Here is a 14,462-nt window from a genome sequence, read left to right as displayed (position 1 = left end):
GGAACGTCATCGGGCGAACGGCACTCGGACGTGGTTCTTCCGATCGAGCGATTTTCGAACCGACCGTCTCCTATCGAGCGGCTCGCCGACGGAATGGCGGGACGCCTCCGGCGGATCAAGCGTATCGGGGGACTGATCGAGCGGGAGTTCCGGACCGGTCGAACCGTCGATCTCCCCGCCAGCGAGCGACTCTGGTTCTGGCGGAACGGGTTCCTCTCCGAGGCGGGTGCGATCTTCGACCTCTCGCCGGCGACCGTCGATCGGTACCTCTCGAACTACGCGCGGGACGTCGAGACGATCGAGATCAACGGTCCCTCGGGGCGCGTGCTGGACGACAAGCTGCTGTTCCACGAGCTACTGACCCCCGAATTCGACCGGTATCTCCCCGATCTCTACTACTACCTCCCGCCGGAGGGGTGGTACCCGGTCGACGCCGCCGGGGAGCCCCGGGCGTTTCTCCGGACGCTCGCCGACGACGGACGGTCGGTGGTGGTGAAGCCCCGCACCGGAGGCGGGGGCGACGGGGTTCGCGTTCTGCCGGCGATCGACGTCCTCTCGAACGGGAGCGCGGCGGGCAACGGAGTCCCGGACGGGAGGACCGCGGGAGACGGAGTCCCGGACGGGAGTACGGCGATCGACAACCCTGCGGACGCGAGTCCGGTTGGTGACGGGGTTCCGGATGGCGACCTCGCGGTCGACGACGAGCGAACCTCGTCGGAGAACGGACGAATCCGGGCCGAAGACGGAGGTGGAGACGGGAGCGGAGACGCCGAGTACCTGCTGTGCGAGTACGTCGAGCAAGCGGCCTACGCCGAGGCGATCTTTCCGGACTCGACGAACACCATCAGGATGCTGACGATGTTCGATCCGCGGACGGGCGAGCCGTTCCTCGCGCGCGCCGTCCATCGGTTCGGCTCGTCGGAGTCGGCGCCGCTCGACAACTGGACCGAGGGCGGCTGCGTCGGAAAGATCGACGAAGCGGAGGGCCGCCTGGTCGAGGGAGGGTGTCGAACCGAGGGCGGCGGACTCCGACGCGTCGACCGCCACCCCGAGACGGGCGAGCCGATCGCCGGGCGGGCGATTCCGCGCTGGGACGCGATCGTCGAGGCGGTCCTCGACGTCGCGGGTGCGTATCCGGGACTGCCCTACGTCGGCTGGGACGTCGTCGCGACCGACGATGAACCGTACGTCGCGATCGTCGAGGGGAACCGCTACTCCGACGTCAACATGCTGCAGGCGTTCGATCCGTTGCTGGACGATCCGCAGGTCAGGCGGTTCTACGAGTATCACGGCGTGATCTAGCGGCCGGTCGATCCACTTCGGCCGGTCGCCGAGGTACCGTGAGTAGCGGCCGATCGCCGAGCCGCCGCGAGTAGCGGCCGATCGCCGAGCCGCCGCGAGTAGCGGCCGGCCGCCGGACAACCGCGAGCGGCAGCCGGTCGCCCCACCGCCGAGCGTGACGACGACCCGCGCCGGTACGGAGCCCTTACCGGACCGACGGACGCCAACGCTTAACAGCGAAATCGCCGTGGATTGGACGGATGGGACTCGGGAAACTCGCGGCGCGGAACCTCCGGGAGGAGGGGCTCTCCGGAACCGTCGGCAAGGTCGTCTCGGAACCGGGCGAAGTGGTGTACGCGAGCGAAGCGTTCCGGATCGCGGTCCGCCTGTACAGTCGGGCTCGACCGATCCGATCGCGGGGGATCGTCGTGGACGCGAGCGACGAACTCGTGCGAGGGGAGGTCCACAAGCTCGCGATGAACCGCTACGAGCACGAGATCGCCGACTTCGTCGAACGGTACGTCCCGCCCACCCTCGACGTCGTCGAACTCGGCGGCGGGATCGGGTTCGTCGCCTGCGTCGTCGATCGCCGGATCGCGGGCGACCAACTCGTCGTCGAGCCCAACCCGGCGATCCTGCCGACCCTGAAGCGGACCCGCGAGCTGAACGACGCGAGCTTCGAGATCGTCGAGCGGGCGTACGAACCCGACGGAACGGACGTCGAGCTGGCGATCGGCGAGCAGTTCATCAAGGCGAGCACCGCCCGACACCGACGGGACGGTGCCGCCCGGGTTCGAAGCGCGGGCACCGTCGTCGGCGTCAGCCTCGGGGAGTTGCGCGACGCGTACGACCTCGAGGAGTTCGTCCTGATCGTCGACGTCGAAGGGGCGGAGGTCGACCTCGTCGACGCGGAGCTGGACCTCGTCCGCGAGTCCTGTCCCTACCTCGTGGTCGAGTACCACCACTTCGACGACGTCGAACGCGACGTTCGCGAGGCGCGCGAGACGCTCGAAGAGACCGAGCTGGTGGCCCTGGATAGTCGAGCGAACGACAAGACGGAGAAGGTGATCTACCGGAACCCCCGACTGGCCGGCGAACGACGACCCGGTTCCCGATGACACGGACAGTCGCGTACCGAGCGCGGGCGCCTCGCGACGAGGGTCGGGAACGGGCACCCCTCGCTCTCGAGGGAACCGGGAGACGGAGCTAACGTAACCGATGCTGTACCCCTGGATCCGACGGGTCGGGCGGTGGGCCGACGACGCCAGAGAGCGCGCGAACTGGCGGCTCTGGGCGTCGATGTTCTTCGTCAATCGGGAGCTCAAACACCACCCCGGCCTCTCGCTGCGGACCCGGCTCTGGGCGCTCCGGCGAGGGTTCTTCTCCGAATCCGTGCCGCTCTTCGAGCTGGACGGCGGGGACCTCGACCGGTACCTCTCGAACTGGGAGCGGATCGAGACCCGGAAAATCAACGGGAAGGCCGGCTACGTCCACCGGAACAAGGCGCTGTTCTACTACGTGATGGGCCCGGAGTGGGCGGCGCACCTTCCCGACTGTTACGGTGTCGTCCGCGACGGGCGGGTCGTCCGGACGCCGTACAGCGAGCCGATCGGATCCGACGCCGACGTCGAGGCGCCGTCCAGCGGGACGGTCGGATCCGACGCGGACCACGACGCTGTCGGATCCGACGCAGACCCCGACGCGGTCGGATCCGTCGCATCCTGCGTCGACGCGGCCGGGACCGTCGTCGTCCGGCCCCAGGGAGGCTCCGGCGGCGAGGACGTCCACATCGTCTCGGCCGAAAGCGACGGGTACGCCATCGACGGGGCATCCGCGAGTCGAGCGGACGTCGAACGTCTGGCGACCGAACACGACGCGCACATCCTCACGGCGTTCGTCGAACAGGGACCGTTCCCGCGCTCGCTGTACCCGGACAGCCCGAACACTATCAGGATCGTCACGATGATCGATCCGGAAACGCGCGAGCCCTACGTCGCCGCCGCGGTCCAGCGGATCGGAACGAGCGCGTCCTCGCCCGTCGACAACTGGTCGAAGGGCGGGATCGCCGCGAACGTCGATCTGGAGACGGGCGAGCTCTCGGCCGCCGTCTCGTATCCGGACGGCGATCGACGCGGCGAGCACGACGTCCACCCCGAAACCGGCGCGAAGATTCGAGGCCGGACGGTGCCGTCGTGGGCGGCGACCGTCGAGGAGGTGCTCGCAATGGCCGACTACCTCGGATCGCTCACCCCGTACGTCGGCTGGGACGTGCTCCAGACCGACGACGACGGCTCGTTCGTCGTCATCGAGGGGAACAACTGGCCGGACATCGACGTGATCCAGCCGCACGTCCCGCTCGTCGCCGACGAGCGCAACCGGCGGTTCTTCGAGCACCACGGCGTCCGGTGATCGACCGTGTGGAACCGGTACCGCAGCGTCGGCGGGGCGAGGTCGGCGGCCAGGAGCCGACGGCTCGGGTGTGGCCGCATCAGGTCGCGTCCGTCGCGGTACCGGTCGGCGGTCCGTCGACGTTCGAATCCCCCGGCGTCCTCACCGATCCCAAGGGATTCGCGCCTCCCGCCGTCGGGTTCACTCATCGTCGGATCGAACCGGATCGGCCTCGTCGACCGCTTCGGACGCGGGCACCCCCGTCGACTCGGACCCCCGTTCCCCCGTCGACTCGGACCCCCGTTCCCCCGTCGACTCGGACCCCCGTTCCCCCGTCGTCTTGGAGGCCGGCTCCGCGGCTACCTCGGATCCCTGCTCCCCCATCGCGCCCGACCTCTCCCCAACCGGCTCGGACGCCATCGGTTCCTCGGCCACGAAGAGTTCGACGCCGGGGCGGCGGTCGAGCGACCGGAACCCGGCCGTTTCCAGCCGCCGCCTGGTCGTATCGACCGCCTCGTACCCGGTCATCTTCGCGTGGAACTCGATCAGCAGCCAGTCACAGACCGACTCGAGGACGTCGAGTTCCTCCCGGACGAGTTCGATCTCGTCCCCCTCGACGTCCACGATCAGCGCGGAGGCGTCGAGATCGTAGCGACGGACGAGACGCTCGAGGCTCGTCGCCGGCACGACGGTCGTGTTCCCGGACCGCTTGTGACGACTGCTGAACTTGTAGTTGCTCGCCACCGGAAACGTGACCGCTTCCCGTTCGGGGGCGTAGGCGGCGTTGACGATCTCGTAGTCGAGGTCGTTGGCCGCTCGGTTCCGCTCGAGCAGGGGGACCAGGTCCGGGTTCGCCTCGACGACGATCACCTCGCCGTCGACGCGACGATCGACGATGGCGGTCAGATAGCCGACGCCGCCGCCGAGTTCGATCACGTCCGTTTCCGGCGGCACGTGGCGCTCCAGGAGGGTTCGCTCCTGTCGCTCGTGTCTCCGGCGGGCGATCGCGCCCTTCGTGAAGGTCGAGACGCCCTCCTCGTCGAGGTGGAACGCGAGGCCGTCCCGCCGCACCACGTCGTCGCGCACTCGTTCCACCCAGACGCCGTAGAGGGGATTGACGACCGACACCTGGAAGGCCTCGAGGAGGCCGCGACCGCGGGCGACCCTGTACAGCGATCGGAGGCGGTGGCCCAGTTGCGACACGGACCGTCTCACGACCCGCGGTACCGTAAAGTTCACACCGATGGTCCCGCCCTCCCGGGTGGTCGCGACCGGCCCGCCGTCGCGGGTGATCGATCGTGAAGCGCGGACAGACGGCGATCACGTACTTCGTCGCGAAGTCCGTCGCGATCGGCGTCAGCTTCGTCGCGACCGTCTACTTCGCCAGAATGCTGGGCGCGGAGGTGCTCGGGATGTACGCCCTCGCGCTCGCGGTCGTCTCGTGGCTCGAGATGGCCGGCAAGCTGGGACTCGAGAAGGCGATCGTCAAGCGACTCAGCGAGGACAACGACCCCGGCGCGCACCTCACGGCGGGGGCGCTCCTGATGGCCGCGTTTTTCGTCGTCGTCGCGGTCGCGCTGGTCGCCGCCCGCGACCCGGTGGAGGGCTACGTCGGTGCGCCGGTTCTCGAATTGCTGCTCTTCCTCGCGGGTGCGTCGTTGCTGTACCGGCTCTCGATGGCGGCCCTCCAGGGACGCCACTACGTCCACGTGTTCGCGATCCTCTCGCCGGCGCGGCTGTTCTGTGCGAGCGTGGTCCAGTTCGGCCTGGTGGTGGCCGGCCTCGGCCTCGGCGGCCTCCTGCTCGGCTACGGGATCGGCTGGCTCGTCGCGGCCGTCGCCGGCCTCCTCTTTCTCCGGCCGGCCGTCCGTCGACCGGCGCGAGCGCACTTCCAGAGCATCCTCACCTACGCCAAGTGGGCGTGGCTGGGGACGGTCCGCGAGGAGAGCTTTCGCTGGGTGGACGTCACCGTACTCGGTCTGTTCGTCTCACAGGGGCTGGTCGGGGTCTACCTCATCGCGCTCTCGATCGCGTCGTTTCTCAACACCTTCGGCACCGCGATCGGCACGACCCTCTTCCCCGAGATCAGCGCCGTCTCCTCGGACGGCGACGGCGCCGCGGTCGCGTCGCTGGTGGAAGACTCGGTCGCCTACGCCGGGATATTCCTCATTCCGGGCCTGGTCGGCGCCGCGATCGTCGGCGACCGCCTGCTGCTCATCTACGGGCGCGAGTTCGTGGAGGGGACGGCCGTCCTGTGGCTGCTCGTCGCCGGCTACCTCGTCTACGGCTACCAGAAGCAGCTGGTGAACGCGCTGAACGCGATCGACCGCCCGGACGTCGGCTTTCGCGTCAACGGGCTGTTCATCGCGAGCAACGTGATCCTCAACGTCGCGCTGATCGCGGAGATCGGCTGGGTGGGCGCCGCCATCGCGACCGGCCTCGCCGCCACGCTGAGCTTCGCGTACGCCCTCGTCGCCGTCACGAGATTGGTCGAGGTATCGTTGCCGGTTCTCGAGGTCGGCCGCCAGACCGCCGCCGCCCTCGCGATGGGCGCGCTCGTCTACGGCGCCCGGGCTCTCGGAGAAGGGACGGCTATGGCGGCGTACAACGTCCCGTTCGTCCTGGCATTGGTCGCCCTCGGCGGCGGCGCCTACTTCCTCGCGCTCTTCGGGCTCTCGGGTCGGTTCCGCGGGACCGTACGCCGGAACCTGCCCGTCGACCTGCCGCCGCTGGACCGGTGAAACCTGCCCGTCGACCCGCCGCCGGTGGAAACCTGTCCGTCGACCCGCCGCCGCTGTACCGGTTACCGCGTTCGGGCGGGAAACGGGAACCTCGACTCCGCTATCGGGCGTCAAACCGGATCCCTCCGGCGGTCGAACGGTCGGAGCGGTTCCCCGTTCACGGCTCGCGTATCCGGCCCGTAACCCGACCGCATCGCGGGATTATTGGCCAAAGTATAAGCCCTCCTTCGGTGTCGGGATCGAGGGAGATGGGCCGGTACCGGACGATCACGCGCCTCCTTCTGGCCGCCGCCGCGATCGTCCTGCTCGCCGCCGTCGCGATCGGGGCGGCCGGAATCGACGACCATCGCATCGTCCACTTCGACTTCGAGGACGAGTCCGTGACCGACGACGTGGTCCCCGACGGGAGCGGCGACGGAAACCACGGCGAGGTCGTCGCGGCGGACCATGACGCCCGCGACGCCGTCGACGATACCGACGGGACGATGGCGTTCGCGGACGGCGGCCACCACCTCGAGGTTCCCCTGGACCGGTCGCTCGGGGGCGACTTCACGGTCACCGTCGACGTCCGGGCGAGCCACCACGGCTACTTCGCCGGGATCGTGACGAGCGAAGAGTGGTGGGTCGTCGTCCGCGACGATCGGTACGGCTTCTACACGCCCGAGACCGGGATCGCAGCCGCGGACGGCACCGCCGACGGGAGTTGGCGGCAGGTGACGGCCGTCCACCGGGACGGCACGTTCGAACTCTACCTCGACGGCGAGTTCGTGGACGAGCGGGACGTCGGCGCGGTGGGCCCGACGGAGACGATCTACGTGGGCCAGCGCCCCGACGGCTACCACCTCGACGGCGACGTCGGCTCCGTCGCCGTCTACGACCGCGCCGCCACGTCCGGCGAGGTTCGCGCGCTCCACGCCGGATCGTCCCGCCTGCCCGGGTTCGCGTTCACCGACGAGTTCCGATACGCGAGCGCCCTCGCGACCGTCCTGCTCGCCGTCGGTGCTGCGGGGGTGGAGGCCCGTCGACGAGGCGCAGGTGAACCCGGAACCGACGCTCTCCGGGCGGACGGAGGTGGGAACGGGTGACCGCCGAGATCGCGGATAGCCGGGGTCACAACCCGTCGATCGGACGACGCGGCCCGGCCGCGCGCCTCGCCTGGCTCGTCACCGGGGCGGTCGTCGCCGCCTTCCTCCTCCACACCGCCGAGGTGCTGTCGGCGGCGCCCCTGTTTCGACCCGAGGTCCTGGGTACGCTCGCGCTCGCGGTCGGCGCGGTCGTCCTCGCGGAGCGCCACGGACCGGCCCTCCCGGTTCCGTCCCGGGTCGGACGGGCGCTCGCCGACCCGATCGACCGTGTCCGATCCAGGCCCCGGGTGATCAAATTCGTGTGGCTCTCGACGCGGAACCTCGTCGCCCTCTACGCGCTCCTGATCGTCCTCTCGGCGACGCGACTCCGACTCCACCATCACGTCGACCTCTCGATCGTCTTCTACGCTACCGTCTCCCTGCTGGGGCTGACGCTCCTCCTCCGGGACGACGAGACGGCGCGCGCGGCGACGCGCGCCGGCGCGGTACTCGCGACGGTCGTCGCCGTGGCGCCGCTGTTTTCGGAGACGGCGGCGCAAGCGGTGACGGCGAACACCTACCTGCTGACGGCCGCGCTCGTCGGCCTCGTCCTCTGGCAGGAGGGAGACCGGCGCGAGCGGAGGCCGGTGAGGCGGACCGGCGGCGCAAGCGAGCGGACCGGCGGCGTCGGTAGCCGCACCGACGGCGGCAGCGGACGAACCGATGGCGCGGGCGATCGGTCCGGTGCCGGACGGGTCGGAGCGCTGCCGGTCGCGGATCGGCTGCGGCGAGCCGTCGCCGGTCTCGACCGCCGGTCGTACGAGGTCCGCGGCCGGACCGTCCCGATCACCGCCCACGGGGTCGGCCTCGCGGCCGTCACCCTCGGCGCGATCGGCGTCATCTTCTACCGACTCGGCGAGCTCCACCTCTTCGGCGACGAGTATCTGGTGGTCGACGCCGCCGCGAGCTACTACTATACGGGCGAGCTCTACCTGTGGAACTGGATCGCCGACGACCAAGGGAGTCGTTACTACGATCGCGCCTGGCCGCACACGTTGTTGGTCGCCGCCTCGTACGCGGTCTTCGGGATCTCGGAGTGGTCGGCGCGGCTCGTCTCCGCGCTGTTCGGCGCGGCGACCGTCCCCGTCGCGTACGTCGTGTTCCGCTACTTCACCGAGGACCGGACGGTCGCGCTCGCGACCGCTGCGGCGCTGGCCATCTACCCGAGCACGCTCTTTTACTTCCGGTGGGCGCGGATGTACGCGCTCTTGATCCCGCTGTTCCTCCTCCTCACGTACCTCGTCCACCGGACGACGACCGAAGGGAACTCGCTGAACCTCCGGAACGATCGATCGAACCGCCTGATCGATCGATACCTCGACTTCAACCTCGGGCTCGGCCTCCTCACGCTGCCGGTTCTCTACGTCGCCTACCAGGTCCACTACAACGCGCTCCTCGTGCTCGCGGTGGCCTACGTCTACGTCTGCTATCGGGCCGTGGCCACTCGAGAGCCCAAGTACCGCACCGCCTCCGCGATCGGCACCGCCGGACTCGCGGCCGTCGCCCTCGTCGCCCACACCACCGATCGCCTGGCGTTTCTCGACCAGTTCCTCTCGTTTTTCGCCAGGGAGAACGTCGTCTACCTGTCGTACCTGCTGCGGTTCCCGTTCGAAGCGACCGCGGGCGTCGCGTTCTTCCTCGCCGGCTTCGCCCTCCTGGCTCGAATCGACGACGAGCCGCGGCGCCAGAAGCTGCTCTTTTGTTACCTCCTCTGTGTGTTCGCGCTCGTCTTCTACGTCCACGTCGGCGACCGGTACGCCAGCTTCGCCTACACCGTCCACGTCGTACCGTTCGCGGTCGCGCTGCTCCTGCTGGTCTACGCCGAGTTCGTTCGCTCGATGCGCTCGCCGCTGCTCGCGGTCGGGCTCGTCGTCCTCCTCGTCTCGTGCCTGGTCTTCCCGATGTACGCCGGCACGTACAGCTGGGACGCAGACCGGCTCTACCACGAGGACCGCGAGGATTTCCGGACCGCCTACGGGACGATCGTCGACGAGTACGAGGAGGACGACGCCCTGTTCGCCCAGTACGCTCGCGACTACTACCTCCGGGAACTTCCCGAGGACGCGGAGTGGATCAGCATGCTGAACAACCAGGAGTACGGGCCGGACGAATTCCACGACGATCTCGAGCGACACGACTCCGGGTGGGTGACGTGGGAGACGGGCAAGACCTACCACGTCCACCCCGAGGTCCGCGAGTACGTCGAGGAGAACTTCGAACAGCGCCACGGAAGCGGGGTTGACGACACCCGCGTCGAGGTGTACTACTTCGACGAGACGATGACCGAGGACCGAGCGGAGACGGTCGGCGGCCCGGCGGCGTCGATCGGCGGGGGAGCGGTGCCGGTCGACGAACGAGCGTCGTCGATCGACGGGTGAACGGTGATGGTCGACGAACGATCTGCTCGAACAGTTCGCCTACGCCGCCTCCCACGACGTGCAGGAACCGCTCCGGATGGTGACGAGCTACCTCCAGCTGCTCGAGAGCGGCCCGTGGCGATAAGGCGAGGGTTGGGATTCGAACCACGGTCGGACGTTCTCGCTCACGACGTTCGCGAGCGTGCGACCTCCCTGATTCGAATCCCGCGTCTCACACTCGTCACTCGCGGATCGCTCGTGACGAGTGCGAGGGTTGGGATTCGAACCCAAGGACCCCTACGGGAGCGGGTCTTAAGCCCGCTGCCGTTGGCCTGGCTTGGCTACCCTCGCCGAAGTGCGTCCGACAGTAGATGGGGGGAGTGGTTGTGCGTTTCGATGCGGAGCGCTTCGACCGAACGCCCGCCGCTCACCAGTCCACCGAGAGCGTCCCGTCGCCGTGCGGGTCGGGCGCCAACTCCTCGTCGGTGCGGCGATCGACGACGTGGATGCAGCCGTCGCCCTTCTTCGCCGGACAGACCTCGGCGGCTCGGATATTTTCCTCGAGGTCCTCCTCGCCCACGTAGTACGATCTCGGACGGGCCAGACCGGTGTCAAGGTCGAGGTCCCAGTTGTCCGAGACCTCCGCGCACTTCCCGGCGCCGAAGCACTTGTTCGCCTCGAAGACGATCTTGTACGGTTTCTCCTCGACCGGCGGCCCGTCCGCCGAACCGACGTCGCTCGGCCGCTCGATTCCGTCGCTCATTACACGTCCCTTCGCTCGCCGAACCTTTCCGGTTACGGTTCGTCGGCGCTGACGGCCTCGACCGAGATCGTATCGGCGTCGACGCGCTCGGGTACGACCGCGACGATCGACGGAGAAACCGGTCGGTCGAACCGTCGTGCCTCGTGAAAATGCCGACGAAGCGGACCCCCATCAGCTCCGTCGGACCCCCATCCCTGACTCTCGTCAGGTAGTAGCACGGTACGCACGGGCCATCATTAATATTTCTATTTTCGCTATCTCATCATGTTCGTCGAACGATCGCCGACGGGACGAGTGCACCGCCACGGCCGCCGAGGAGCAGGGGGATGCGGCGGAACCCCGGGCATCGACGCCGGCGATACGGACGACGGGTCGATTGACGATCGACGGTCGTCCCGTCCCCGGTCAGTCGCGGTCGACGGTGACCGATTCCAGGCGGACGTCCGCCTTCGGCTGATCGTTGGGGCCCGTCTCGACGGCGCCGAGCTCGCGGACGACGTCCATGCCGTCTACCACCTCGCCGAACACGGAGTGGCGGTCGTCGAGGTGGGGCTGGGCGTCGAGCGTGATGAAGAACTGCGATCCGTTGGTGTTGGGTCCGGAGTTCGCCATGCTGAGGATCCCCGCCGAGTCGTGGCGAAGCTCCGGGTGGAACTCGTCGTCGAAGGTGTACCCCGGACCGCCGCGGCCGGTGCCGGTCGGGTCGCCACCCTGGATCATGAAGCCCTCGATGATCCGGTGGAACTGGACGTCGTCGTACAGCGGCTCGTCCTCGACGGTTTCGCCGGTCTCGGGGTCGGTCCACTCGCGCTCGCCCGTCGCGAGTCCGACGAAGTTCTCGACCGTCCGCGGAGCGCGCTCTGCGAAGAGTTCGACCTCGACGTCACCTTCGGTCGTGTGCAGGGTCGCCGTTGGGTTACCCATATCGCCGTCGAGGGCGGGCGCGGTGAAAACGGTGGTGATCTCCGCCGGCGGCGATCGCGGCAGAGCGCCGTGACGGGCGACCGCGCCCGAGCCCCGTGACGGCCGATCGTCCGCGAGCCCCGTGATCGCCGATCGCACTCGAGCACCGTGATAGCCGCCCGACGGCGGAAACGTCTCGGGTCGGTGACCGGTTCCCCCCACGTACATACCGTAGCCTGTGGAACCCGTCGACCATGCCCGCCGGCTCCCACACGGCAGAGCGGATCACGCTGGCGACGCTTCCCTCCGGCGTCGCGATCGAGACGACCGTCCACACCTACGAGGGCGCCGCGGACGGTCCGACGCTGTACGTCCAGGCCGCCCAGCACGGTCGCGAAGTAAACGGCACCGAGAGTCTCCGGCGGTTTCACGACGCCCTCTCACCGGGCGCCCTGTCCGGGACCGTGATCGCCGTCCCCGTCGCGAACCCGCTGACGTTCGACCGCGTCTCGTACACGACGCCCGAAGTGATCGACAGCGTCAACCCCAACATGAACCGCGTCTGGCCCGGCGACGTGACGGGCTCGCTCCACCAGCGGATGGCCGCCCGCCTCTGGGAGTTCGTCGAGGAGGCCGACGCCGTCGTCGATCTCCACACGGGGAGTCCGGACATGCACCCACACGTGGTCTATCTCGACGGGAGCAACCGTTCGCGGGCGCTCGCCGAGGCGTTCGGCACCGACCTGCTGCTCGCCGAGGAGGCCGGCGACGACGCTCCCGACGAGTGGCACCGACGGGGCTTCGCCGGGAAGCTCCGGGTCGCCGCCGACCACGAGGGGATCCCGTCGATCACGCCGGAACTGGCCCACAGCAAGCAGCTCGTCGAACCGGTCGTCGAACTCGGCGTCGAGGGGCTCCTCGACGTCTGCCGGCACCTCGGCATGCTCGACGGCTCGGTCCCAGACCGCGAGCAGACCGACGCCCGGAATCACCTCGGGCAGGTCACCGCGTCGGCGTCCGGGCTGTTCCGGCCGAACCCCTCGCTCGAACTCGGCGAGTACGTCCCGGAAGGGGCACCGCTGGGGACCGTCTACGAGCCGACGACGTACGAACCCCTCCAGGACGTCGCGGCCGACCGGGAGGGGATCCTCTACGCGCTGACCCGCGAGGCGACGGTCAAGGCCGGCGACAAGCTGGCGAGCGTCGCGATCGTCCGAGAGGAGTGAGACCGGGTTCCGGGACCGTCGAGCGCGCTGACCGGCGAGGGTGAGCCCGTCGAGTTAGAGGGCCACCGGCGAGGTCGGTGACCACCGGAGCGATTTTCGTCTCGGTCCCCGTCCGGACGCGTATGGTCAGGGAACCGCCCGATCACTGTCCACGGTGTGGCGCGCGGCTCGCGCCGGTCGATCCGCCGGATCGCTTTCACTGTCCCGACTGCGACGAACCAGTGATCTACCATCCCAGTCCGACCGCCAGGGTGGCCGTCGTCGACGACCGCTCGATACTGCTCGTCAAGGTCGACGTCCCCGACCGTGATCTCTGGGGGACCCCGGGCGGCTTCGTCGAAGCGGGAGAAGGTCCCGACGTCGCCGGCGTGCGGGAGCTGGAAGAGGAGACGACGCTTCGGGCCGCCCCCGAGGATCTGGTGCTGTTCGACGCCAGGACGTTCCCCAAGTTTGGGACGATGCACAAGACGTACGTCTGCTACGCCCTGGACGCCGCCGACGCGGAGGGCGAGCCCCAGCCGGATCACGAGGTTGCCGACGCGCGCTACTGGACGCCGGCCGAGCTCGCGGCCGCCGACGACCGACTCCTGACCAGCTGGCCGGAGGCGTACAAGGACCTCGAGTGGTGGCTCGAGAAGGCCCGATCGGCGCTTGCGCGCGCCTGACGACCGGGTCGGCTGATTCGGCGGGCGCCCCTCAGCAGGTCGAGAAGCCGCCGTCGATCACCAGGCCGTGGCCGGTGATCCAGGAGGCCTCCTCGCTCGCCAGAAAGAGGATGCTGTCGGCGATCTCCTCGGGTTCGCCCAGCCGCTTCAGCGGATACTCCGCGGCCAGCGCCTCCCGGGCGGCCTCCGGATCCTCCTGCATCGCGAGGTACTGATCGAGCAGGCTCGTGTCGGTGAAACCCGGACAGACGGTGTTCGCGCGAACGCCGTACGGACCGGCCTCGGCCGCGATCGCGCGCGTGAAGTTCAACACCGCCCCCTTGCTGAGCGAGTAGGCCGCCTGCTTCGGCAGCCCCAGCAGGCTCGCGAGCGAGCCGACGTTGACGATCGCGCCGTGGCCCTTGGACTTCATGTGGGGAAGGGCGGCGTGACAGCCGTTCCAGACTCCCTTGACGTTCACGTCGATGACGAAGTCGCGCATCGACTCGTCCGTGTCCTCGATCGCCGCGGACGGGTGTCCCGTCCCGGCGTTGTTGACGATCACGTCGAGGCCGAACTCGTCGGCCACGTCGTCGACGACCGCGTGGAACCCCTCGGCGTCGGTGACGTCGAGCTTCCTGAATCCCGCCTCGCCCCCCGCGGATTCGATCTCGTCGACGACCGCCTCGCCGCCGTCGTCGTCGACGTCGGTGACGATGACGCGTGCGCCCTCCCGAGCGAACCGCTCCGCCGTCGCGCGTCCGATCCCCGATGCAGCCCCCGTGACGACGGCCGTCTTGTCCTCGAGTCGCATGGGCCGTGGTCACCCTGACGTAACATAAATGCAATTACTTCGGCGAGATTGCTACCACTGTTCTGTAAGAGTCGGTTCGGGAGGAACGATGGAAACGAGAAGGTGTGATTCGAGAGCGGGGTTCAGAACCCCCGCAGCTCGGCCAGCGCGTCAGCGGCGCTCCCGTCCTCGATCACGCCGCGCGCAACCTCGAGACCCTCCTCGATCGAATCGACGTCTCG

General features: G+C 68.9%; 12 protein-coding genes and 1 tRNA gene. 8 read left to right on the top strand and 5 right to left on the bottom strand.

Annotated features, from left to right (window positions below):
• From QZT59_RS02850 to QZT59_RS02840, 3 genes are all read left to right on the top strand, one after another.
• Window positions 1-1,302 (top strand): sugar-transfer associated ATP-grasp domain-containing protein (locus QZT59_RS02850; RefSeq protein ID WP_290811056.1); only part of this gene is annotated, 1,302 nt, incomplete at its 5' end.
• 239 nt (window positions 1,303-1,541) lie between these two features.
• Window positions 1,542-2,399, top strand: coding sequence for an FkbM family methyltransferase (locus tag QZT59_RS02845; protein ID WP_290811053.1), 858 nt, complete (start codon window positions 1,542-1,544; stop codon window positions 2,397-2,399).
• A 100-nt stretch (window positions 2,400-2,499) separates the two neighbouring features.
• Complete coding sequence (locus tag QZT59_RS02840; protein ID WP_290811050.1) at window positions 2,500-3,690, top strand: sugar-transfer associated ATP-grasp domain-containing protein; 1,191 nt, start codon at window positions 2,500-2,502, stop codon at window positions 3,688-3,690.
• 180 nt (window positions 3,691-3,870) lie between these two features.
• Here the strand turns inward: QZT59_RS02840 and QZT59_RS02835 are convergent, their stop codons facing one another.
• Complete coding sequence (locus QZT59_RS02835) at window positions 3,871-4,872, bottom strand: FkbM family methyltransferase (protein WP_290811048.1); 1,002 nt, start codon at window positions 4,870-4,872, stop codon at window positions 3,871-3,873.
• A gap of 95 nt (window positions 4,873-4,967) precedes the next feature.
• On the opposite strand from QZT59_RS02835, the gene QZT59_RS02830 reads away from it, so the two are divergent.
• The 3 genes from QZT59_RS02830 to QZT59_RS02820 all read left to right on the top strand — a co-directional run bounded on the left by QZT59_RS02830 (window position 4,968) and on the right by QZT59_RS02820 (window position 9,912).
• Window positions 4,968-6,410 (top strand): lipopolysaccharide biosynthesis protein, encoded by a 1,443-nt coding sequence (locus QZT59_RS02830; protein ID WP_290811045.1) that lies wholly within the window; start codon window positions 4,968-4,970, stop codon window positions 6,408-6,410.
• Window positions 6,411-6,640: 230 nt separating this feature from the next.
• Window positions 6,641-7,495 (top strand): LamG-like jellyroll fold domain-containing protein, encoded by an 855-nt coding sequence (locus QZT59_RS02825; RefSeq protein WP_290811042.1) that lies wholly within the window; start codon window positions 6,641-6,643, stop codon window positions 7,493-7,495.
• A complete protein-coding gene (locus QZT59_RS02820; protein WP_290811039.1) occupies window positions 7,492-9,912 on the top strand; it encodes a glycosyltransferase family 39 protein in 2,421 nt (806 codons plus the stop codon). Before QZT59_RS02825 ends, QZT59_RS02820 begins: the two co-directional genes overlap by 4 nt.
• A gap of 245 nt (window positions 9,913-10,157) precedes the next feature.
• On the opposite strand, the gene QZT59_RS02815 is transcribed toward QZT59_RS02820, so the two are convergent.
• The 3 genes from QZT59_RS02815 to QZT59_RS02805 all read right to left on the bottom strand — a co-directional run bounded on the left by QZT59_RS02815 (window position 10,158) and on the right by QZT59_RS02805 (window position 11,578).
• A tRNA-Leu gene (locus QZT59_RS02815) sits at window positions 10,158-10,242 on the bottom strand.
• A 76-nt stretch (window positions 10,243-10,318) separates the two neighbouring features.
• A complete protein-coding gene (locus tag QZT59_RS02810) occupies window positions 10,319-10,654 on the bottom strand; it encodes a ferredoxin (protein WP_290811036.1) in 336 nt (111 codons plus the stop codon).
• Window positions 10,655-11,059: 405 nt separating this feature from the next.
• Window positions 11,060-11,578 carry a peptidylprolyl isomerase gene (locus QZT59_RS02805; RefSeq protein WP_290811033.1) on the bottom strand — a complete coding sequence of 173 codons (519 nt, stop codon included), beginning with the start codon at window positions 11,576-11,578 and terminating at the stop codon, window positions 11,060-11,062.
• 233 nt (window positions 11,579-11,811) lie between these two features.
• Between QZT59_RS02805 and QZT59_RS02800 the strand changes: the two genes are divergently transcribed.
• Both QZT59_RS02800 and QZT59_RS02795 read left to right on the top strand, forming a co-directional pair.
• Complete coding sequence (locus QZT59_RS02800; protein ID WP_290811030.1) at window positions 11,812-12,783, top strand: succinylglutamate desuccinylase/aspartoacylase family protein; 972 nt, start codon at window positions 11,812-11,814, stop codon at window positions 12,781-12,783.
• A gap of 122 nt (window positions 12,784-12,905) precedes the next feature.
• The gene (locus QZT59_RS02795) at window positions 12,906-13,448 is read left to right on the top strand and encodes an NUDIX domain-containing protein (protein WP_290811028.1); all 543 of its coding nucleotides are present in this window, start codon (window positions 12,906-12,908) and stop codon (window positions 13,446-13,448) included.
• Window positions 13,449-13,479: 31 nt separating this feature from the next.
• Here QZT59_RS02795 and QZT59_RS02790 read toward each other — a convergent pair whose 3' ends face one another.
• The gene (locus tag QZT59_RS02790; protein WP_290811025.1) at window positions 13,480-14,241 is read right to left on the bottom strand and encodes an SDR family NAD(P)-dependent oxidoreductase; all 762 of its coding nucleotides are present in this window, start codon (window positions 14,239-14,241) and stop codon (window positions 13,480-13,482) included.
• Between the last annotated feature and the right edge of the window lie 221 nt (window positions 14,242-14,462).

The organism is Halovivax sp., from assembly GCA_007119345.1.
Lineage (GTDB): Archaea > Halobacteriota > Halobacteria > Halobacteriales > Natrialbaceae > Halovivax.
Note: the sequence above shows the minus strand (reverse complement) of the source record. Positions and strands in the feature narration are given on the sequence as shown.

What these genes read in the sequence shown, in the direction of transcription:
- QZT59_RS02845 (WP_290811053.1), top strand. Translation starts at nt 1,542, where the DNA reads ATGGGACTCGGGAAACTCGCGGCGCGGAACCTCCGGGAGGAGGGGCTC.
- QZT59_RS02840 (WP_290811050.1), top strand. Translation starts at nt 2,500, where the DNA reads ATGCTGTACCCCTGGATCCGACGGGTCGGGCGGTGGGCCGACGACGCC.
- QZT59_RS02810 (WP_290811036.1), bottom strand. Translation starts at nt 10,654, where the DNA reads ATGAGCGACGGAATCGAGCGGCCGAGCGACGTCGGTTCGGCGGACGGG.
- QZT59_RS02805 (WP_290811033.1), bottom strand. Translation starts at nt 11,578, where the DNA reads ATGGGTAACCCAACGGCGACCCTGCACACGACCGAAGGTGACGTCGAG.
- QZT59_RS02800 (WP_290811030.1), top strand. Translation starts at nt 11,812, where the DNA reads ATGCCCGCCGGCTCCCACACGGCAGAGCGGATCACGCTGGCGACGCTT.
- QZT59_RS02795 (WP_290811028.1), top strand. Translation starts at nt 12,906, where the DNA reads ATGGTCAGGGAACCGCCCGATCACTGTCCACGGTGTGGCGCGCGGCTC.
- QZT59_RS02790 (WP_290811025.1), bottom strand. Translation starts at nt 14,241, where the DNA reads ATGCGACTCGAGGACAAGACGGCCGTCGTCACGGGGGCTGCATCGGGG.